The 19681-nt window shown below is 59.7% G+C and carries 13 protein-coding genes, 2 rRNA genes and 2 pseudogenes (1 of these 17 running past the window's edge); 10 read left to right on the forward strand and 7 right to left on the reverse strand.

Annotated features, from left to right (window positions below):
* The 5 genes from M8Q45_RS01595 to M8Q45_RS01615 form a co-directional block, all read left to right on the forward strand.
* Window positions 1-1788, forward strand: a 23S ribosomal RNA gene (locus M8Q45_RS01595); it begins 1104 nt to the left of the window's first position.
* A 149-nt stretch (window positions 1789-1937) separates the two neighbouring features.
* Window positions 1938-2053, forward strand: a 5S ribosomal RNA gene (gene rrf, locus M8Q45_RS01600).
* A gap of 148 nt (window positions 2054-2201) precedes the next feature.
* Complete coding sequence (locus M8Q45_RS01605; RefSeq protein WP_249873336.1) at window positions 2202-2861, forward strand: paraquat-inducible protein A; 660 nt, start codon at window positions 2202-2204, stop codon at window positions 2859-2861.
* Window positions 2848-3471: a paraquat-inducible protein A gene (locus M8Q45_RS01610; RefSeq protein WP_249873337.1), complete on the forward strand. Its 624-nt coding sequence runs from the start codon at window positions 2848-2850 to the stop codon at window positions 3469-3471. Before M8Q45_RS01605 ends, M8Q45_RS01610 begins: the two co-directional genes overlap by 14 nt.
* Window positions 3464-5767: a PqiB family protein gene (locus tag M8Q45_RS01615; protein WP_249873338.1), complete on the forward strand. Its 2304-nt coding sequence runs from the start codon at window positions 3464-3466 to the stop codon at window positions 5765-5767. The genes M8Q45_RS01610 and M8Q45_RS01615 overlap by 8 nt, the downstream gene beginning before the upstream one ends.
* An 85-nt stretch (window positions 5768-5852) precedes the next feature.
* Here the strand turns inward: M8Q45_RS01615 and mksF are convergent, their stop codons facing one another.
* Genes mksF through mksB form a run of 3 tightly spaced genes read right to left on the reverse strand, consistent with a single transcriptional unit; the run spans window position 5853 to window position 10667 of the window.
* Window positions 5853-8693, reverse strand: a complete 2841-nt coding sequence (mksF, locus tag M8Q45_RS01620; RefSeq protein ID WP_249873339.1) for an Mks condensin complex protein MksF — start codon at window positions 8691-8693, stop codon at window positions 5853-5855.
* A complete protein-coding gene (gene mksE / locus M8Q45_RS01625) occupies window positions 8690-9397 on the reverse strand; it encodes an Mks condensin complex protein MksE (protein ID WP_181289764.1) in 708 nt (235 codons plus the stop codon). The genes mksF and mksE overlap by 4 nt, the downstream gene beginning before the upstream one ends.
* Entirely contained in the window at window positions 9387-10667 is a 1281-nt protein-coding gene (mksB, locus tag M8Q45_RS01630; protein WP_249873340.1) for an Mks condensin complex protein MksB, read from the reverse strand. The genes mksE and mksB overlap by 11 nt, the downstream gene beginning before the upstream one ends.
* 181 nt (window positions 10668-10848) lie before the next feature.
* Between mksB and M8Q45_RS01635 the strand changes: the two genes are divergently transcribed.
* Together M8Q45_RS01635 and rimI are read left to right on the forward strand one after the other, a co-directional pair.
* Window positions 10849-11634: an energy transducer TonB gene (locus tag M8Q45_RS01635; protein WP_249873341.1), complete on the forward strand. Its 786-nt coding sequence runs from the start codon at window positions 10849-10851 to the stop codon at window positions 11632-11634.
* Entirely contained in the window at window positions 11627-12079 is a 453-nt protein-coding gene (gene rimI, locus M8Q45_RS01640; protein WP_039594544.1) for a ribosomal protein S18-alanine N-acetyltransferase, read from the forward strand. The genes M8Q45_RS01635 and rimI overlap by 8 nt, the downstream gene beginning before the upstream one ends.
* A gap of 1286 nt (window positions 12080-13365) precedes the next feature.
* On the opposite strand, the gene M8Q45_RS01645 is transcribed toward rimI, so the two are convergent.
* A complete protein-coding gene (locus M8Q45_RS01645; protein WP_249873342.1) occupies window positions 13366-13770 on the reverse strand; it encodes a serine kinase/phosphatase in 405 nt (134 codons plus the stop codon).
* 133 nt (window positions 13771-13903) lie between these two features.
* Between M8Q45_RS01645 and can the strand changes: the two genes are divergently transcribed.
* Window positions 13904-14548, forward strand: a complete 645-nt coding sequence (gene can / locus M8Q45_RS01650) for a carbonate dehydratase (protein ID WP_181289760.1) — start codon at window positions 13904-13906, stop codon at window positions 14546-14548.
* Window positions 14549-14557: 9 nt separating this feature from the next.
* On the opposite strand, the gene M8Q45_RS01655 is transcribed toward can, so the two are convergent.
* The 3 genes from M8Q45_RS01655 to M8Q45_RS01665 form a co-directional block, all read right to left on the reverse strand.
* Window positions 14558-15085 carry an SET domain-containing protein gene (locus tag M8Q45_RS01655; RefSeq protein ID WP_249873343.1) on the reverse strand — a complete coding sequence of 176 codons (528 nt, stop codon included), beginning with the start codon at window positions 15083-15085 and terminating at the stop codon, window positions 14558-14560.
* Between the two features lie 177 nt (window positions 15086-15262).
* Window positions 15263-16423, reverse strand: a complete 1161-nt coding sequence (locus M8Q45_RS01660; RefSeq protein WP_249873344.1) for a hypothetical protein — start codon at window positions 16421-16423, stop codon at window positions 15263-15265.
* A 110-nt stretch (window positions 16424-16533) separates the two neighbouring features.
* Complete coding sequence (locus M8Q45_RS01665) at window positions 16534-17952, reverse strand: short-chain fatty acid transporter (protein ID WP_249873345.1); 1419 nt, start codon at window positions 17950-17952, stop codon at window positions 16534-16536.
* A gap of 308 nt (window positions 17953-18260) precedes the next feature.
* Between M8Q45_RS01665 and M8Q45_RS28505 the strand changes: the two are divergent.
* Together M8Q45_RS28505 and M8Q45_RS28510 are read left to right on the forward strand one after the other, a co-directional pair.
* Window positions 18261-18947, forward strand: a pseudogene (locus M8Q45_RS28505) (PAS domain-containing protein); the annotation flags it as partial.
* 108 nt (window positions 18948-19055) lie between these two features.
* Window positions 19056-19487 (forward strand): annotated as a pseudogene (locus M8Q45_RS28510) (methyl-accepting chemotaxis protein); the annotation flags it as partial.
* Window positions 19488-19681 lie beyond the last annotated feature (194 nt).

The raw sequence follows: 19681 nt of genomic DNA on the forward strand, positions 1-19681 counted from the left end.
CGGCCTGCGCGGAAGATGTAACGGGGCTCAAACCATACACCGAAGCTACGGGTATCACGTAAGTGATGCGGTAGAGGAGCGTTCTGTAAGCCTGTGAAGGTGAGTTGAGAAGCTTGCTGGAGGTATCAGAAGTGCGAATGCTGACATGAGTAACGACAATGGGTGTGAAAAACACCCACGCCGAAAGACCAAGGTTTCCTGCGCAACGTTAATCGACGCAGGGTTAGTCGGTCCCTAAGGCGAGGCTGAAAAGCGTAGTCGATGGAAAACAGGTTAATATTCCTGTACTTCTGGTTATTGCGATGGAGGGACGGAGAAGGCTAGGCCAGCTTGGCGTTGGTTGTCCAAGTTTAAGGTGGTAGGCTGGGATCTTAGGTAAATCCGGGATCTCAAGGCCGAGAGCTGATGACGAGTTACCCTTTGGGTGACGAAGTGGTTGATGCCATGCTTCCAAGAAAAGCTTCTAAGCTTCAGGTAACCAGGAACCGTACCCCAAACCGACACAGGTGGTTGGGTAGAGAATACCAAGGCGCTTGAGAGAACTCGGGTGAAGGAACTAGGCAAAATGGCACCGTAACTTCGGGAGAAGGTGCGCCGGTGAGGGTGAAGCACTTGCTGCGTAAGCCCACGCCGGTCGAAGATACCAGGCCGCTGCGACTGTTTATTAAAAACACAGCACTCTGCAAACACGAAAGTGGACGTATAGGGTGTGACGCCTGCCCGGTGCCGGAAGGTTAATTGATGGGGTTAGCTAACGCGAAGCTCTTGATCGAAGCCCCGGTAAACGGCGGCCGTAACTATAACGGTCCTAAGGTAGCGAAATTCCTTGTCGGGTAAGTTCCGACCTGCACGAATGGCGTAACGATGGCGGCGCTGTCTCCACCCGAGACTCAGTGAAATTGAAATCGCTGTGAAGATGCAGTGTATCCGCGGCTAGACGGAAAGACCCCGTGAACCTTTACTATAGCTTTGCACTGGACTTTGAATTTGCTTGTGTAGGATAGGTGGGAGGCTTTGAAGCGTGGACGCCAGTCTGCGTGGAGCCATCCTTGAAATACCACCCTGGCAACTTTGAGGTTCTAACTCAGGTCCGTTATCCGGATCGAGGACAGTGTATGGTGGGTAGTTTGACTGGGGCGGTCTCCTCCTAAAGAGTAACGGAGGAGTACGAAGGTGCGCTCAGACCGGTCGGAAATCGGTCGTAGAGTATAAAGGCAAAAGCGCGCTTGACTGCGAGACAGACACGTCGAGCAGGTACGAAAGTAGGTCTTAGTGATCCGGTGGTTCTGTATGGAAGGGCCATCGCTCAACGGATAAAAGGTACTCCGGGGATAACAGGCTGATACCGCCCAAGAGTTCATATCGACGGCGGTGTTTGGCACCTCGATGTCGGCTCATCACATCCTGGGGCTGAAGCCGGTCCCAAGGGTATGGCTGTTCGCCATTTAAAGTGGTACGCGAGCTGGGTTTAGAACGTCGTGAGACAGTTCGGTCCCTATCTGCCGTGGACGTTTGAGATTTGAGAGGGGCTGCTCCTAGTACGAGAGGACCGGAGTGGACGAACCTCTGGTGTTCCGGTTGTCACGCCAGTGGCATTGCCGGGTAGCTATGTTCGGAAAAGATAACCGCTGAAAGCATCTAAGCGGGAAACTTGCCTCAAGATGAGATCTCACTGGGACCTTGAGTCCCCTGAAGGGCCGTCGAAGACTACGACGTTGATAGGCAGGGTGTGTAAGCGCTGTGAGGCGTTGAGCTAACCTGTACTAATTGCCCGTGAGGCTTGACCATATAACACCCAAGCAATCTGTAGACTCGAAAGAGACCAGATTGCGGTGTGTGAAGACGAGATGAACCGAAAGTTCGAGTCAAAACCCACAAACTATCGCATACCCATTCGCTGGAACGTGACCGCAAGGCACGCGCTGGCTACCGAATTTCTTGACGACCATAGAGCATTGGAACCACCTGATCCCATCCCGAACTCAGAAGTGAAACGATGCATCGCCGATGGTAGTGTGGGGTTTCCCCATGTGAGAGTAGGTCATCGTCAAGATTAAATTCCGAAACCCCTATCTGCTGACGCAGGTAGGGGTTTTGTTTTGCTCGTTATAAAAGCCTGCGAAAGCTCGTAATAAATTTGCACAGTTATTTTCGAGCTGGAGCACTAGAATAGCCGCACCTTAGTTGAGCCAGAGCGCTTTATGCCCGATTCGTCAGACGTTGATAGGTTGTCAGATCTGCCCCTGAACGATCTGGTCGCGTGTCATGAATGCGATCTGTTGATGCGCAAGCCTAAGCTGGCCCATGGTGAAAGAGCCGAATGCCCTCGCTGTGGATATGAGCTCTACGCTCACCGGCACAATGTAGTGGAACGCAGTCTCGCTCTGGTTATCGCTGCGCTGCTGCTGTTCGTACCGGCAAATTTCCTACCCATCATGCAGCTCAATTTACTCGGACAATCCTCCCAGGACACCGTTTGGAGCGGCGTGGTCGGTCTGTTCGATACAGGGATGCAGGGCGTAGCGGTGGTGGTTTTCCTCTGCAGCATGGCTATTCCACTGCTCAAGTTGCTCTGTCAATTGGTTGTTCTGCTGACCATTCGCTGGAACATCGGACGAAGCTACGGCTTGTTGCTGTATCGCATTTATCACCATCTCAGAGATTGGGGGATGCTCGAGGTGTATCTCATGGGGGTGCTGGTTGCCATCGTCAAGCTGGCGGATATGGCGGCGATTACCGTGGGGCTGGGCCTGGTGTGTTTTGTCAGCTTGTTGCTGGTTCAGGTCTGGCTGGAGGTGGTGATGTCACCGCATCAGATCTGGCAGGCATTGTCAGGAGGGGATACCCATGCGAGCAATTGATGCAGGCATCCTGATTTGCACTGAGTGTCATGAATTGAATCGACAGGAAGCGGATGCCGGTAAACAGACTTGCGCCCGTTGCGGTGCCCGAATCCACCCTCGTCGACCAAACAGTCTGATGCGGACCTGGGCGCTATTGATCACGGCAGCGATCATCTACATTCCAGCCAATGTCCTGCCGATCATGACGATCAACTCATTGGGCCAAGGTGCGCCTAGCACCATCATGTCCGGGGTCATCGAACTGGTTCAGCACGGCATGATCCCGATTGCTGCGGTGGTGTTTGTTGCGAGCATTGTTGTGCCCACCTTCAAGCTTGTGGGTATCGCCTTGTTGCTTTTTTCCGTGCAACGTCACCAACCCATGTCCGCGCGCCAGCGCATCCTCATGTACCGTTTTATCGAGTTCATCGGCCGCTGGTCGATGTTGGATATTTTCGTGATTGCCATCCTGGTGGCAGTGGTGAATTTCGGGAGGTTGGCCAGTGTCGAAGCCGGTCTCGGTGCCATTGCTTTTGCCAGCGTAGTGATTCTGACAATGATTGCCGCAGTAACTTTTGATCCCCGACTGATTTGGGATAACACGGAGTCGGATGACGACCATGAATGATTTGCCTACCGCTAAAACCCGACCGGCTTCGAACTGGTCGGCCATCTGGGTATTGCCACTGATCGCCTTGATCATCGGCGGCTGGCTCGGCTGGCGGGCTTACAACGATACCGGTATCGAAATCAATGTGCGTTTTGAAAGCGGTGAAGGTATTCAGGTCAACAAGACCGAAATCGTCTACAAAGGCATGACGGTCGGCAAAGTGAAAAACCTCACACTCGACGATGAAGGCAACTCGAAAGGCGTCATCGCAACCATCGAGATGAACAAGGATGTCGAGCAGTACCTCAAGACCGGCACCCGTTTCTGGCTGGTCAAGCCAAGCGTGACGCTTGCGGGGATTACCGGACTGGAGACGCTGGTTTCAGGCAACTATGTTGCGATCAGTCCTGGGGAAGGTGAATCGACCCGCAAGTTCAAGGCTTTGGCCGAAGAGCCACCGTTGTCGGACGCCAAACCGGGTTTGCACTTGACGATCAAAGCTGATCGGCTGGGCTCGCTGGACCGTGGCAGTCCGGTTTTTTACAAGCAGATCCAAGTCGGCCAGGTGAAAAGTTACTCACTGTCCGAGGATCAACGCACTGTAGAGATCAAGGTCTTTATCGAGCCGACCTATGCCAGCCTGGTCCGCAAACACACGCGGTTCTGGAATGCCAGCGGCATCAGCATCGATGCCAACCTCTCGGGGGTCAAGGTACGCAGTGAATCCTTGGCCAGCATTGTCGCCGGGGGTATCGCGTTCGCCACGCCGGAGAACCGCAAGGACAGCCCTCCCACTGATCCAAGCCTGCCGTTTCGCCTGTACGAGGATTTCGATGCGGCCGCTGCCGGGATCCGCGTCAAGGTCAAGCTCAGTGACTTCGAAGGGTTGCAGGCTGGCCGGACACCAGTGATGTACAAGGGCATCCAGGTCGGTAGCCTGAAGACGTTGAAAGTCGATCCTGACCTGGCCAGTGCCAGCGCAGAGCTGACGCTCGATCCATTGGCCGAAGATTACCTGGTGGCCGGTGCTCAGTTCTGGGTGGTCAAGCCGTCGATTTCCCTGGCGGGTATCACAGGCCTGGAAGCGCTGGTGAAAGGTAACTACATCGCGGTGCGACCCGGCGACAAGGGCGGCGCCCCTCAGCGCGAGTTTGAGGCCAGGGCGAAGGCGCCGCCGCTGGATCTGCGATCACCCGGGCTGCATCTGGTCCTGTTGACCGAGAACCTCGGTTCGCTGGAGGTCGGGAGTCCGATTCTCTACAAGCAGGTCAAGGTCGGATCGGTGCAGAGCTATCAGTTTTCCCGGAAGAAGAAACAACTGATCATCGGCGTGCATATCGAGAAAGAATATGAAGGATTGGTCAACGGCTCGACGCGATTCTGGAATGCCAGCGGCGTCACGCTCACGGGTGGTTTGACGGGCGGGATCCAGGTCAAGAGCGAATCGCTGCAAAGCTTGATGGCCGGTGGCATCGCTTTCGAAACACCGGAGCCGAACGTGCCGTTGAAAAGGCGCATCCCGCGGTTCCGCTTGCATGCGGACCGCGAAGCCGCGCAGCAAAGGGGCACCGTCGTGACGATCAAGGTCGATCGCGCCGACGGGTTGCGCAGCGGTACACCGATCCGGTTCAAGGGATTGGATGTGGGCAAGATTGAAGGCGTGGACCTGAGCGCCGACATGCAGTCGGTGCTGGTCACCGCACGCATCACCGAAGTGCCTGAGCGTATCGCCCGCACCGGGACTCAGTTCTGGGTGGTCAAGCCGGAGTTGGGTTTGATGAAAACCTCGAACCTGGAAACCCTGGTGACCGGCCAGTACATCGAAGTGCAGCCTGCCGTGAAAAACCTCGGACCGCAGAAAAACTTCGTAGCCTTGGCCGAACCACCCGAAAGTGCCATCCCTGAGGCCGGCTTGAGCCTGGTGTTGAGTGCTGCTCGACGGGGTTCGTTGAAGATTGGCGTGCCGGTGACTTACCGCGAGATTACGGTAGGCAAAGTGACGGGCTACGAGTTGGGCCAGACGGCGGATCGGGTGCTTATCCACATCCTGATAGAACCCAAGTACGCGCCACTGGTGCGTAGCGGTACGCGCTTCTGGAACAGCAGCGGCTTCGGCCTGGATTTCGGCCTGTTCAAGGGCGCGACGGTGCGGACCGAGTCGTTGGAGACACTGATCCAGGGCGGTATTGCTTTTGCGACGCCGGATGGCGAGCGGATGGGTAACCCGGCGAGGCCGGAGCAGACGTTCCCGCTGTTCGACAAGTTCGAAGATGAATGGCTGACCTGGGCGCCGAAGATCAGTCTCGGCAAGTAAGCTGATTGGATGTGATACCTGTGGCGATAACAAAAAAGGCCGCGATCCATTGGATCGCGGCCTTTTTCATATCCAGCTAATCACTTCAAACCGCATTCAGCTCCGGCTCATCGGCCTGTACATTCACCGTAGCTTTCACCGCATCGTGACGACGGATGTATTTCCAGTCCGCCTCATCGATGTAGATGCCGTTCGGGCCGCTGCCGCCTTCCAGGTCGATGGCGACACTGGCGCAGACCTGCGGCTTCACGCTCGCCAGAATCGGCACGAAGCCCAACTGCAGGCTGGTCTCCAATAGTGCCGCCTGGTTCTTCTCGTCGATGTCCGCCGCTTCGTCCAGGTAATACGGCAGGCGCACGCGACCGGCTTGTTCGCGGTCCATCAGGTGCAGCAACAAGTACATGTTGGTCAGCGCCTTGATGGTCATGGTGGTACCGTTGGACGCCGCGCCGTCGATGTCGGTGTGGATCACCGGCTGGCCGTTGACCTTGGTGATCTCGAACGCCAGTTCGAACAGGTCCTTGAGGCCGAGCTGGTTGTGGTTCGCCGCCACCAGCCGCGCCAGGTATTCCTTGGCTTCTTCGTTCTTGTTGTCCTGCTCGGCGCTCTGGCTGAGGTCGAACACCGACAAGGTCTCGCCTTCCTCGTACTGGCCGGCGCTGTGGATGATCTGGTCGATGTGCTTGAGCGCTTCCTTGTTCGGCGCCAGGACGATGCGGAAGCTCTGCAGGTTGGATACCTGGCGCTTGTTGATCTCGCGGTTGAACAGCGCCAGTTGATGCTCGAGGCTGTCGTAGTCGCTGCGGATGTTGCGCAGGGTCCGGGCGATGTCGGTCACCGCCGCACGGCGTGCCTTGCCCAAGGTCAGGGCTTCGTCGGTGCGGTGGGCATAGGCGTTGATCAGCAGTTGCAGGCGCCGCTCCATGTCGTCTTCGCTGTCGAACTTGGCCACGCCCTTGAGGCGCACCTGGGCGTACAGCGCTTCGATCTGGCCGTCGACGCGCAACAGGCCTTGCCAGCTGTCCTGATAGTCGTTGAGCAGCGGTAGCAGATTGTCCATGGAGTCGTCGACCGGGTCCATGAACGGCGTGCCGAACGGCAGGTCCGCTGGCAGCAACTGACGACGGCGCAGGGCATCGTCGAGGGTGCGTTGCTTGGCTTCCATGTCGGCGATCTGCCGGCCGACCAGTTGCAGCTTGGCGGACAACTGCTGGACGCGCTCGGTGAAGGCATCGCTGGAGCGCTTGAGCTCGTCCTGGGCGGCTTCCATCTGCGCCAGTTGCTCGAGCTTTTCCCCTTCTTCGGCGCTCAAGGTCTGGGTGCGACGGAAATCCTCCAGGGCTTTCTGCGCATCGAGGACCTGCTGGTACAGCGCCTCGGTCTGGGTTTTGCTCGCGGCGCGGTCGGCGGCCACGGCTTGCTGGGTCTTGAGCTGCTTGAGCTCTTTTTCCAAACGCTCTTTCTGGTCACGCAGCGCAGCGCGGTCGGCCAGGGCTTGCAGGGCGGGAGGCTCGATGTGGGACAGGTCGATGGACAGGCCCGGCACTTCGAAACGCTCGCCCTTGAAACCGTCGAGGATCAGCTCCATGGATTTGACCCACTCGCCGTTCTCGTCCAGCGCGATGCCGTGTTCGCCCAACGGCAGGCTGAACAGGGCGCTGTTGAACAGGCGCATCAGGCGTTCCACGTCCTGCTGGGAGAATTCTTCTCGCAGACGGGCGTAGCTGTTGTTGTCGGCATGATCGAGTTGCTGCTTGACCGACTTCAGGCGTTTTTCCAGGTCCCGCAGACGCTCTTCCAAGTCTTCGGCGCTGAACTGCCGGGACTGGGCCAGGGCGCCGGCCAGTTCGTCGTGGGCGTCTTTGGCGGCGAGCAGTTGCTGCTCCAGGACCTTGACGTCATCCACCAGGGCAAAGCGGTTCTTGAGCACCGACAACTCGCCGATCCAGCGCTGGATGCCGCTGATTTCCCGCTCCAGGCGCATCAGCTCCTGAGTGCCGCCGCGTTGGTCGTTCTGCAGCGAATCCTGCTCGTTGCGGTAATGCTCGGCCTGGATGGTCAGCTCTTCCTTGCGCGCGCTGGCATAGTCCGACCAGGTGCCCAGCAAAGAGTCGAGCAACGGCGAGAGGCGATGCAATTTGCCCCGCAGGATATCGCGCTGCTTCACGCCATTGGCCAGGGCTTCCACCAGCGGACCGGCCGCTACCAGGGAGTTGTAGTCCTGCTCCATGCGTCGTACGTCGCGGAAGGCTTCTTCGCACGCGGCGATGTAGTCCACGCTGCCCGAGCGCAGGCTGTGCTCGAACGCATCGAGGAACAGTTGCTTGAGTTTGGCCGCGGTGATTTCACGCATGTGCAGCAGGTTGATGAACAGTGCGCGGAACGTCTTGAGGCTTTGCTCGCTGGTGGAGCGCAGCGGGATCAGCGTCAGGTCCAGTGGGATCGAGGTGTGACCACCGACCAGCAGGCGACGCAGCTCATCCGGCTTGAGTTCGTAGGCTTTCAGGCCTTCGCGTTCCAGGTTGGTGAACAGCTCTTTCTGCCGCAGGCAGGTGTCGTTCTTCTGGTAATGGGCCAGGTCCAGTTTGCCGGCATAGGCAAAGAACTGATGACCGAAACCGCCACCAGGGCCGCGACCGACCACGCCAATCACATGCGGGCCATGGGGCAGGGCGACTTCCACGAGGATGTAGCTGGTGTCCGAGGCAAAGTAGAAGCGCCGGGATTGTTCCAGGCTGTACTTGCCGAAACTCATGTCCGACATGCGCGCCAGGATCGGGAACTGCAAGGCGTTGATCGAGGCGGATTTACCCAGGTTGTTCGCGCCGTACACCGACAGCGGTTCTTCCAGGGGGAACAAGCCGAGGCTGTAGCCGGCGGTGTTCAAAAGGGCAAAGCGGCGGATGCCGTAGCGTTCCTTGCTCATGCGTCGGTCTCCTGTTCTTCGGCAATGGCCCGGGCCAGTGCGTCTTCTTCGCTTTCTTCTTCGCCGTCGAACTCGCTGAGGTCCAGCGGGTCATCGGTCTGTAGCAGTTTCTCATCGCTGTCTTCGTCGATGAGGACCGGCGCCGGTAGCGGCAACACGCTATGCAGGCTGGCGGCCAGGTCGCGGTCCTGCTGGACCGACAGGCAGACGTCGAGGAAGCGATGCATCGGCGGCAGGAAGCGGTACACGCCGTTCTCTTCGCTGGCAAAACCCAGTTGGGTCATGCGCCGCATGATTTTCTCTTCCAGTTCTTCCTGGGTCTGTACTTCGGCCTGGATGAACAGGTCGCGGTATTTTTCCAGCAACGACGGCAGCTCATCGCGGCCCAGGCTGCCACCGTCGAGCACGGCGATCGGGTCGCGGCCTTGGTCGGCCAGGTGCTCGACGAGGATGAAGGTGAACAGGGCCAGGCGCTGGGCGGTCTTGTTCACCGCGGCGGCGGCGAGGTCCGGCACGAAGTAATAGAAACCACGGGTGTCGCACACCAGTTCGAAGCCCAAGGCCTTGAACAGCGTGCGGTACTGGTCCTGGAAGTTCGACAGTTGGGCGTACAGTTCCGGGTCGCGGCGGCTGACGTGGTAGCCCTTGAACAGCTCGCGGAAGATCGGCGCCAGCTGGGACAGTTCGGATAGATCAAGATGCATGGGGGATGCTCGCAGAATCCTCGGCGGCGGTGTCGCCGGCCGAGAGCAGGGCGAAGGAGCGCAGGCTGACCTGATGCTCGTGAGTGTGGTAGTCGCGACGTTCCAGACGCTCGCGCTTGAAGCGTTTTTCCCGCGACAGGCGCGAGAACCAGTACAGCAATTCGTCGGTGGCGCCGTCCGGTTCCTGCTCCAGCAGCCACGTCATCAGGTCCGGCATTGGCAGGGCGTCTTCGCAGCGCTCGACCATTTCGCGCACGGTGCGCGGCGCACGCGGCGCATCGCCGCCCTTGTGAGTCTTGTGGGATTTGGGGAAGCGCGCCGGTTTCGGTTCGAAACGGGCCAGGGCATAGACATAGGCTTCGACCTGGCTGGCGCTGCCCAAAAACGTACTTTGCGGCCGGGTGAACAGTGGCATGGCGGCTTGTGGCACGGCATCGATGCCCTTGCGACGAATGGCGGCCAGGGCCAGGGCGGCACCACGGGTTACGGCGTTGTGGCGGCGAGCCTCCTCGCGCAGTGGCAGGAGCAATTCCCGGGCGTGGCGCAAGGTCAGCTGGGCGCTGGTCTGCATCTCCAGGATGCGCGCGTGGGTGCGCAGCAGCATGTCGTCGTCCACCAGGTGACCGAGGCGCTGCTGTTCGGTGAGCATGCGCAACAGCACGTTCTCGACCTTGCGCACACCTTGCTCGAACGCACCGTCAGCGTTCACCAATTGGATCATCGGCTCGACGTACTCATCCCACGTTGCCAGCACTTCCGCGTAGCGCTGGCGCAGCGGGATCTGCCGGTCGCTGGTCTTGGCCCGTTCGGCGACGGCGACCAACGCCTGTTCGTCGTTGGCGAGTTTCTTGAGGACGTCGCGTACGCGCATGTCCAGCAGGCGCAACTGGCGGGCCAGGTCGTTGCCGTCGCGCACATCAAAGGCGTCCTGGATATAGCCGGCCAGGCGCTCGAGGTGGCGCAGGTAGGCTTCGATCTCCAGGCACAGGCCCAGGCGGTGCTCGCGGCGCAGGTAGGCGAGAAAGTCGTGGATCTGGGCGTTGAGCTCGAAGCGGTTCGGGCTTTTTGCCACCGGTACGAGGATGTCCAGGCGGATCCACACGTCCAGCAGGTGGGTGATGTCCTGGGGCGTGCTGTCCAATTGTTGGGCGGCCAGCTGTGAACGCAATTCGTTGAGGCTCAGGGTGCCCTGGTCGAAGTGCTCGCACAAAGGTTCCAGCAATGCCCAGTGTTCAGCGAGGGCGCGCAAGACGCGCTTGGGTTCGATCATCGCAATGGCCGTCGGGTTGGCAATTAAAAGCGGCGATTGTACTGCATCGGACCGGTTGCGATTCACCCCTTGGACGGACTGTCGTCGTGTATTGAACAACTAATCAAGCGACAGGGAAGCGATCCGCGCCGAAGGGCGGTAGAATCGCTGCCACTTTCAGTTATCCACAAGTGGCCGACCCTTGCTTATCGAGTCCCGCCGCCGCGCCTATCTGACCGCCATGCAGGTGGTCAACTGGCTGCCGCGTACCGAATTGCCCTTTGCCGCCCCGTCGCGGCCTGAGCTGTTGGAAGCGCCTGAGCCGGTAGAGATCGCGCCGGCACCAGTGGCGCCGGCGGCCAAGACCGTTGCCGAACCGGCTGCGCCTGTCGCCGAGCGGCCGAAAATCGAAGTCCCGCGTCCGAGCCTGGCCTCGACCCGTACGAATGCCAAACCGGTAGAAGAGGCCGACGAAACGCCGGCCCCGGTCAAGGTTGCCCACGTACCGCCGCCGCGCTTCGCCCTGCAGTTGCTGCGCGCCGGGCGCTGCCTGTTGCTGGTGGAGTTACCCACAGGTGATCCGTTCCAAAGCCGCGATCCTGCTTACCTGCTGCTCAAGGACATGCTTCGCGCAGCCGGCCTGCCGGACAGCCCGCAGATCATCGGTGAACCGGTGCGCTGGCCGCTGTTGTCACGGGGCACGATGGATCAGGGGCCTGAGGCGGCGCGGGATTTCGTCCAGGGATTCGTTTCGGCGCGGCTCGAAGACGAGCCCTGCGTGTGCCTGTGGCTGATCGGCTTGCCGGCGGTGAAGTTTGCCGGCGAGGCGGATGCCGAGGCGTTCAACCGCGAACTGCAGGTCGAAGGCCTGGGCTCGGCCTGGGCGTTGCCCGGGCTGGAACTGTTAATGGAAACGCCACAGCACAAGGCTGACGTCTGGCAAGCGATGCGCCGGCTGATGGCGCGCTGGAAAGAATCGAATGAGTGACGCTGTATCGTTCCGCCCGATGACCGAGGCGGACCTCGACGCTGTGCTGAAGATTGAATACGCGGCCTACAGCCACCCCTGGACCCGGGGAATATTTCTTGATGGGCTGGGCAAATACCAGATCTGGCTGATGTTCGAAGGCGAGCAGCAGGTCGGCCACGGCGTGGTGCAGATCATTCTGGATGAGGCACACCTGCTCAACATCACGGTCAAACCGGAAAATCAAGGGCGAGGCCTTGGCCTGCGGCTGTTGGAACACCTCATGTCGATAGCCTACAAGGCTGAGGCGCGTGAGTGCTTCCTGGAAGTGCGCGACAGCAACCGCACGGCGTTCCGGCTCTATGAGCGCTATGGCTTCAATGAAGTGGGCCGGCGCCGGGATTATTACCCGGCTGTGGGCGGGCGAGAGGATGCGGTGGTCATGGCGTGCACGTTAGTGGACTGAATGGCCACGACCCTTGGGAGCGAGCCTGCTCGCGAAGACAGCGGCAAACGGATCCACCGCTTTCGCGAGCAAGCTCGCTCCCACAGGGGCTTGGCGGTGTAATCAAATCCGAGACCAAATCCAAAATCTGTGGGAGCGAGCTTGCTCGCGAAGACGGCGGTACATTCGGCATTGATGCAAGCTGACCCACCGCTATCGCGAGCAGGCTCCCACAGGGGCTTGGCGGTGTAATCAAATCCGAGACCAAATCCAAAATCTGTGGGAGCGAGCTTGCTCGCGAAGACGGCGGTACATTCGGCATTGATGCAAGCTGGCCCACCGCTTTCGCGAGCAAGCTCGCTCCCACAGGGGCTTGGCGGTGTAATCAAATCCGAGACCAAATCCAAAGTCTGTGGGAGCGAGCTTGCTCGCGAAGACGGCGGTACATTCGGCATTGATGCAAGCTGGCCCACCGCTATCGCGAGCAAGCTCGCTCCCACAGGGGCTTGGCGGTGTAATCAAATCCGAGACCAAATCCAAAATCTGTGGGAGCGAGCTTGCTCGCGAAGACGGCGGTACATTCGGCATTGATGCAAGCTGGCCCACCGCTATCGCGAGCAAGCTCGCTCCCACAGGGGCTTGGCGGTGTAATCAAATCCGAGACCAAATCCAAAATCTGTGGGAGCGAGCTTGCTCGCGAAGACGGTGGTAGATTCGGCATCAATGCAAGCTGGCCCACCGCTTTCGCGAGCAGGCTCGCTCCCACAGGGGCTTGGCGGTGTAATCAAATCCGAGACCAAATCCAAAATCTGTGGGAGCGAGCTTGCTCGCGAAGACGGTGGTAGATTCGGCATCAATGCAAGCTGGCCCACCGCTTTCGCGAGCAGGCTCGCTCCCACAGGGGCTTGGCGGTGTAATCAAATCCGAGACCAAATCCAAAATCTGTGGGAGCGAGCTTGCTCGCGAAGACGGTGGTAGATTCGGCATCAATGCAAGCTGGCCCACCGCTTTCGCGAGCAGGCTCGCTCCCACAGGGGCTTGGCGGTGTAATCAAATCCGAGACCAAATCCAAAGTCTGTGGGAGCGAGCTTGCTCGCGAAGACGGCGGTACATTCGGCATTGATGCAAGCTGGCCCACCGCTTTCGCGAGCAAGCTCGCTCCCACAGGGGCTTGGCGGTGTAATCAAATCCGAGACCAAATCCAAAATCTGTGGGAGCGAGCTTGCTCGGGAAGACGGCGGTACATTCGGTATTGATGCAAGCTGACCCACCGCTTTCGCGAGCAAGCCAGTTCCCACAGGGTCAGGTCAACGCTTGCCATCGAGCGGATCGATATCGGCCATTTCCGCTTCGTCCAGCCCGTCGCCGCCCCCTATGTCATTCTCGCCAACGACACTCAGGTCCCAATCGGCCTGCTCGTCTTCTCCCGCTTCTTGAGCGTCTCGAGCACCGTCTTCATGGATCAGGGTTTCCGGGCTCATGTCATCGTCGGTCGGCTGGCGGTCATCCATCGAGGCACCTGTCATACCGGCCTCACGGACACGCTCCTCCGGTAGCAGATGCTCGCGCTCATCTTCAGGCAATTCATCACCGATCCGGGCATCGTATTCGTCATCGTCGAATTCCAGCTCACGCATCGAGCCCATGCGGTCTTCATTGTCATCGATAGGTTCCGGTTGCGTCGCATCGAAGGGACGTCGTGAATCATTCATGGCAATTCCTCATACTGTGGGCCTTACTAAGAGTCGACCGGCTGCGCGGCCAGGAATTCCAATGCGTCGCCGACGTGACCTCGACCGACGGTCGTCTGTCACAGTTGCGCACTCTCTATCGAGGCTGGACAGCATGAATGAATTACAAGATCTGATTGATAACAACGCGCGCTGGGCCGATGCGATCAAGCAGGAGGATCCTGACTTCTTCGCCAAGCTGGCTCGTCAGCAAACCCCCGAGTACCTGTGGATCGGCTGTTCCGATGCACGGGTGCCGGCCAACGAAATCGTCGGCATGTTGCCGGGTGATCTGTTCGTGCACCGTAACGTTGCCAACGTGGTACTGCACACGGACCTGAACTGCCTGTCGGTGATCCAGTACGCGGTGGATGTGCTCAAGGTCAAGCACATCCTGGTGACGGGCCACTACGGCTGCGGCGGTGTTCGTGCCTCGATGCAGGACCGCCAGTTGGGCCTGATCGATGGCTGGCTGCGCTCGATTCGCGACCTGTACTACGAACATCGCGATGCGTTGGCCAAGCTGCCCACCGAAGAAGAGCGCGTGGACCGCTTGTGCGAGCTCAACGTGATCCAGCAGGTGGCGAACGTGGGCCACACCAGCATCGTGCAGAACGCCTGGCATCGGGGACAAAGCCTGTCGATCCACGGCTGCATCTACGGGATCAAGGATGGACGCTGGAAAAGCCTGGATACGACGATCAGCGGTTTCGAACAACTGCCGCCGCAGTATCGGCTTCGCCCGGTCGACGCACCCTGAGGGCAGCCGTCAGTCGCGATGACAACGACGCCGCCAGTGCCGCAGGAATTCCATTCCCTGCTCGTTCGGCGATTCGTCATAGCCGGTGATCCAGCCGTGGCAGTTGGATGAACCACACCGGCAGGCGAATTGCCGATACAGCTTCTGTTCGGTACTGGCGTAGTCCATCGTCAGGCAATCGCCTTCGCGGATGTCGGTCAGTGACCATAGCCAAAGTTCACTCATGTCCAGGAAGACATTCGGATTGCATGAATGCAGCAGCAGCCCGGCGAAGTGTGGGTCATACATGTGGACATTCGGCAGGACCTGCAACGTATGCAGGCGTCGGCGACTGACCAACAGTCCCGAAACCCGGCACATTCGCGTCATGGGCGCGAACTGCTTGCGTGCGACGATCCCGTTGCCGCGCCCATCTTTCGTCTGGTGCACTTCGAAATCGTACACTGAGGGGTAGCCCTGGTGGCTGCTGAGCTGGGTTTGCAGGTAAATGCAGTCCCGATTCCCTGGGCCAGTGCGGTCAGCTTTGAACTGGGTCATGACGGTCCTTGTCGGTGCCAGGCACTCGACTTTTCAGCGCAGGCGTCCTGCCGGCGGTCGTTGAGAACCCTGATAGATTCCTCCAAACCCCAGAGTGTTTCTACTGTCGACTCTGACAGGTGCCGTAAGCGCCTTCCCGTGTGAGCGACGGCTCGCACGGGAAGGCTTGCCAGGGCGTTATACGGCTTCGGCAGGCAATGGCATCGGCACTTTCAGCTGCTGCAGTTCCGACTTGACCGGCGGCGTCTCACATTTTTTCTCCGCGTCCGCTTCGCTCAGCTTACGCACCGAGGTGTAGAACAACTCGCAGGTCTTTTCCTTTTGCGTCACCTGCCAGGTCTGCGTGCACTGGTTCAGCAGTGTGCTCGGGTCGGTGCCAGGCTTGCTGCCCATGCCGGCCTGCCAGCAGGCGGCGCTCAGGTCCTGGCCCATCACTTTCAAGCCCGCCGCATCTGCCTTGGCTTCGTCGCCGTCGTAGCTTGCCGGATCAGCGGCATACCAGATATAGCTGGGATGATTGGAGCCCAGGACCGGGACCTTGGCGCCCGGAGCGGGCTCGATGGTTGCCAGCCCGAGCACGGCGACGGTCTGGCCGTATTGGGTCTTGATCCAGTCCCGGACGGGCGCGCCGAAGGCCACCATTGGCAACGACGTGCCCTTGGCACCTTGAGTGACTTGCTTGACCATGGTGGTCTGGTAATCGTTGAAGTAACTGTAGAGCCCTGCCAGCGTACTGCCGGCATTGGACGGCGCTGCGATGGGCGCGATGTCGATGATGGTTTGGTAAGCCGGCGTGTTGGGGGCGGCAATGCCGTTGGCGGTCAGCAGCGTGGCCCAGCGATCCGTGGTGGCCGATTCCAGGTAATCCTGGGCCTGGGTCAGGGAATAATCCGGCGGGAAGTGCAGCAGTTCGACACTCTTGCGGTTGTCCAGGGCCATGCCCAGGGGCAGGAACAGGTACCAGTTGTAGGCCCATTTATGGTCGTTGTTGAGTTTGGTCGCGCCGTTGTACGCCAAGTCCCCGGCATCGAGCAGGTTCTTCAGCGGTTGGCCGTAGCTCTTCGGCACGCCGCTGATATTCGCATAGACGGTGCCGTTGTCGCTTTTGACGCTGACCTTGGCCGCGTCGTAGCCGTCACGCTGGACGCTTTGCGTCAGGTAATGCTCGACGGTCTGCTCCAGTGTCCAGTCGCGGAAGCAAATGACGTTGCAGTTGTTGGGGTAAGCGAACAGACGGGTGACGCGTTCGGTGCTGCCAAGGTTGACGTCGATGTCAGCGGCTTGGGCGGTGGCGCTCAAGGCCAGGGCGGCAAGAGGAAGTGCGGCGAGTTTGAACATGCTCAGATCCTTTTCAGCGTGGGCCCCTCGAAACAGGGTGTATCCATACTGAAACAGACAGAGCCGAAGAAGAAGTGGGCCGATGGAAAAATCGGCCCTTTTTTATGGCTTTATGGCATCACTGGCGGCAGATAGCTCAGCGTTGTCCCCAGCGCCCACAGCAGCGCCAGCACCAACGGCGTATGCACCAGCAACTGTACGAAGGAAAAGCCGATCAAGTCCCGGGCTTTCAACCCGAGCACGCCCAGCAGCGGAAGCATGTAGAACGGGTTGATCAGGTTCGGCAAGGCTTCGGCGGCGTTATAGATCTGCACCGCCCAGCCCAGGTGGTAGTTGAGGTCGTTGGCCACCTGCATCACATAGGGCGCCTCGATGATCCACTTGCCGCCGCCGGAAGGAATGAAAAAGCCCAGCACCGCCGAATAGATGCCCATCAACAAGGCGTAGGTGTCATGGGAGGCGATCTGTACGAAAAAGGTCGAGATATGGTGGGCCAGCGTCTGGGCATCGCTGCCCTTGACCGTGGTCAGCAGCGCGGCGATCGAGCCGTACAGCGGAAACTGGATCAACACGCCCGTGGTGGTCGGCACTGCCCGGGCGACCGCGTCGAGAAAGCTGCGCGGCCGCCAGTGAAGCAAGGCCCCGAGCATGATGAACAAGAAGTTGTAGGTGTTGAGCCCGGAAATGGCACTGATCGCCGGCTTGGTCGAGAACTCATGGAACAACCAGCCGGCGGCCAGCAGCACCAGGGCGATGGTCAGCAGCGGGCTGTGCTCCAGCCATTCCCCGGGACGAGTCCGCGGTTGCAGCGCCGGCATGCTGAAACTGGGGTCGATCCCGCAAGCGGCGGCATCACGGGCACTGTTGGGGCCGGGAGCGGTGGCATAGGCGATGATCACCGAGATCACGATCAAGGCCAGCAGCATGACGCCGGATTGCCAGAGGAAAATTGTCTGGGTAAACGGAATGACGCCGGTAATCGACAGGATCGACGGCGGCAGGCTGGCCGGGTTGGCCTGCAGTTGGGCGGCCGAGGAAGATAACCCCAACGCCCATACTGCCCCAAGGCCCAGATAGGCGGCAGCGCCGGCGGCACGATAATCCATCTTCAAGTCGGCGCGACGGGCGAGGGCGCGAACCAGCAAACCGCCGAACACCAGCGACAAGCCCCAGTTGAGCAGCGACGCGATCATGGAAATCAGCGCGACCCAGGCCACGGCACTGCGGCCATTCTTGGGAACGCGCGCCAGGCGATCGATCAATTTGACGGCCGGTGGCGAGCTGGCGACCACGTAACCGCCGATCACCACGAACGCCATCTGCATGGTGAACGGGATCAGGCTCCAGAACCCATCGCCAAAGGCCATGGCTGCTGCGGTAGGCGTGGCGCCGATGAGCTGCGTCGCCAGCGCGACCACCAGCACCGCCAGCGCGGCGAAGACCCAGGAGTCAGGGAACCAGCGCTCGGCAAAACTGGAACAGCGCAGCGCGAAGCGGGCGGAACGGCTGTCTTCAATGTCGGTGGTCACGGCAATCACCTCGGTTTTTATGGTTATGGGTATCTGGAGCGACGAAGCATCGGCGGTCAGGCGCAAACAATAGAACAATCCAATGACCGTGGGAGACAGGGCCGCGTTCGAGCAGGACCTGATTATTTTCCAGACCGACCGGCGGCACTCTTTAGAAAAAATTCGCCGGGCCGATGGCAATGGAATAGCAGAAATTCTCCTGCCTGCCGGAGCTTGCCATGTTTAACAATCGCCTGAAGCAGGAGCTGCTTGCTCTTCGCCAAGAACTTTCCAGTCTCATGCAAGTGAAAGAGAGCCTGGACCGTGAAATGCTCGGCCTGACCCTGGATGCGGAAGGACGGGTGCAGTCGGTCAATCAGAACTTTCTCGACGACATGCATTACAAGAGCCAAGACCTGATGGGTCGATCCATCGAAGACCTGGTGCCGGCCTACCTGAAGTCCAATGAATTCCAGATTCGCTTCAAGACCGCGCTGACCCGCGGCGAGCACTTCTCCGGTGCCGTGCGCCTGACGCGAGGCGATGGCAAAGAGGCCTGGTTGCGCTCGATCCTTCAGCCGGTGCGCAATGCTGATGGGCGAGTTCGTTATTTCTCGATGTACTCCAACGACCTGACCCGCACCATCGAGAATTCCCGCGAGCATGAAAACCTGATTGGGGCCTTGGTGCGTTCGACGGCGGTGATCGAATTTGACCTGGGCGGGCACGTCCTGACCGCCAACGACCGTTTCCTGAATGCGATGGGTTACAGCCTGGCGCAGATCAAGGGCAAGCACCACCGTACGTTTTGCGAGCCCGAGGAATACAACAGCCCGGCCTACCAACACTTCTGGAAGCGCCTGAACAGCGGTGAGTTCGTTGCCGGGCGCTTCAAGCGTATCGACAGCAACGGTCGCGAGGTGTGGCTCGAAGCGTCCTACAACCCGGTGGTCGATGCCAATGATCGACTCTACAAAGTCGTGAAGTTCGCCACCAACATCACTGACCAGGTCAACCAGGAAAAAGCCGTCGCCGAGGCCGCCAACATTGCCTACAGCACCTCACTGCAGACCGACAACAGCGCCCAGCGCGGCACCACCGTCGTGACCCAGGCGGTGGATGTGATGCGCGACCTGGCCCGGCACATGCAGACTGCCGGCCAAGGCATCGAGGCGCTGAACGAGCAATCCCTGGTGATCGGCACCATCGTCAAGACCATCAGCGGCATCGCCGAGCAGACCAACTTGCTGGCGCTCAACGCCGCGATCGAGGCCGCTCGGGCCGGTGAACAGGGCCGGGGCTTCGCCGTGGTGGCCGATGAAGTGCGGCAACTGGCTTCGCGTACCAGCCAGGCCACCGATGAAATCGTCGGCGTGGTCCGCCAGAACCAGGACATGGCCCGCAACGCCGTGGCGCTGATGACCGACGGCCAGCACCAGGCGGAGCAGGGCCTGGCCCTGGCGGCCGAGGCGGGGAGCGTCATCGTCGAGATTCAGGATGGGGCGAAGAAGGTGGTGGATGCGGTCAGTCAGTTTGCCAATCAGCTATCGACTTGAGAAAACTGCCGAGCGAACTCGCGACTGGGGCTGTAGGAGCTGTGTAGGAGCTGTAGGAGCTGTAGGAGCTGCCGAGCGAAGCGAGGCTGCGATCTTTTGATGGATACCTCGAGCCTGGAACGAAAGATCAAAAGATCGTCCGAACGCGGCCCGAGCCTTCTCCAACTCCTACAGAGCCGAGCGGGAGCAAGCTC

The sequence above is a fragment of the Pseudomonas sp. T1.Ur genome (assembly GCF_023516725.1).
In the GTDB taxonomy this organism is placed as follows: domain Bacteria; phylum Pseudomonadota; class Gammaproteobacteria; order Pseudomonadales; family Pseudomonadaceae; genus Aquipseudomonas; species Aquipseudomonas alvandae.

Coding starts and splice junctions, on each gene's coding strand:
- M8Q45_RS01605 (WP_249873336.1), top strand. CDS start 2,202: ATGCCCGATTCGTCAGACGTTGATAGGTTGTCAGATCTGCCCCTGAAC.
- M8Q45_RS01610 (WP_249873337.1), top strand. CDS start 2,848: ATGCGAGCAATTGATGCAGGCATCCTGATTTGCACTGAGTGTCATGAA.
- M8Q45_RS01615 (WP_249873338.1), top strand. CDS start 3,464: ATGAATGATTTGCCTACCGCTAAAACCCGACCGGCTTCGAACTGGTCG.
- mksF (WP_249873339.1), bottom strand. CDS start 8,693: ATGAGCAAGGAACGCTACGGCATCCGCCGCTTTGCCCTTTTGAACACC.
- mksE (WP_181289764.1), bottom strand. CDS start 9,397: ATGCATCTTGATCTATCCGAACTGTCCCAGCTGGCGCCGATCTTCCGC.
- mksB (WP_249873340.1), bottom strand. CDS start 10,667: ATGATCGAACCCAAGCGCGTCTTGCGCGCCCTCGCTGAACACTGGGCA.
- rimI (WP_039594544.1), top strand. CDS start 11,627: ATGAGTGACGCTGTATCGTTCCGCCCGATGACCGAGGCGGACCTCGAC.
- M8Q45_RS01645 (WP_249873342.1), bottom strand. CDS start 13,770: ATGAATGATTCACGACGTCCCTTCGATGCGACGCAACCGGAACCTATC.
- can (WP_181289760.1), top strand. CDS start 13,904: ATGAATGAATTACAAGATCTGATTGATAACAACGCGCGCTGGGCCGAT.
- M8Q45_RS01655 (WP_249873343.1), bottom strand. CDS start 15,085: ATGACCCAGTTCAAAGCTGACCGCACTGGCCCAGGGAATCGGGACTGC.
- M8Q45_RS01660 (WP_249873344.1), bottom strand. CDS start 16,423: ATGTTCAAACTCGCCGCACTTCCTCTTGCCGCCCTGGCCTTGAGCGCC.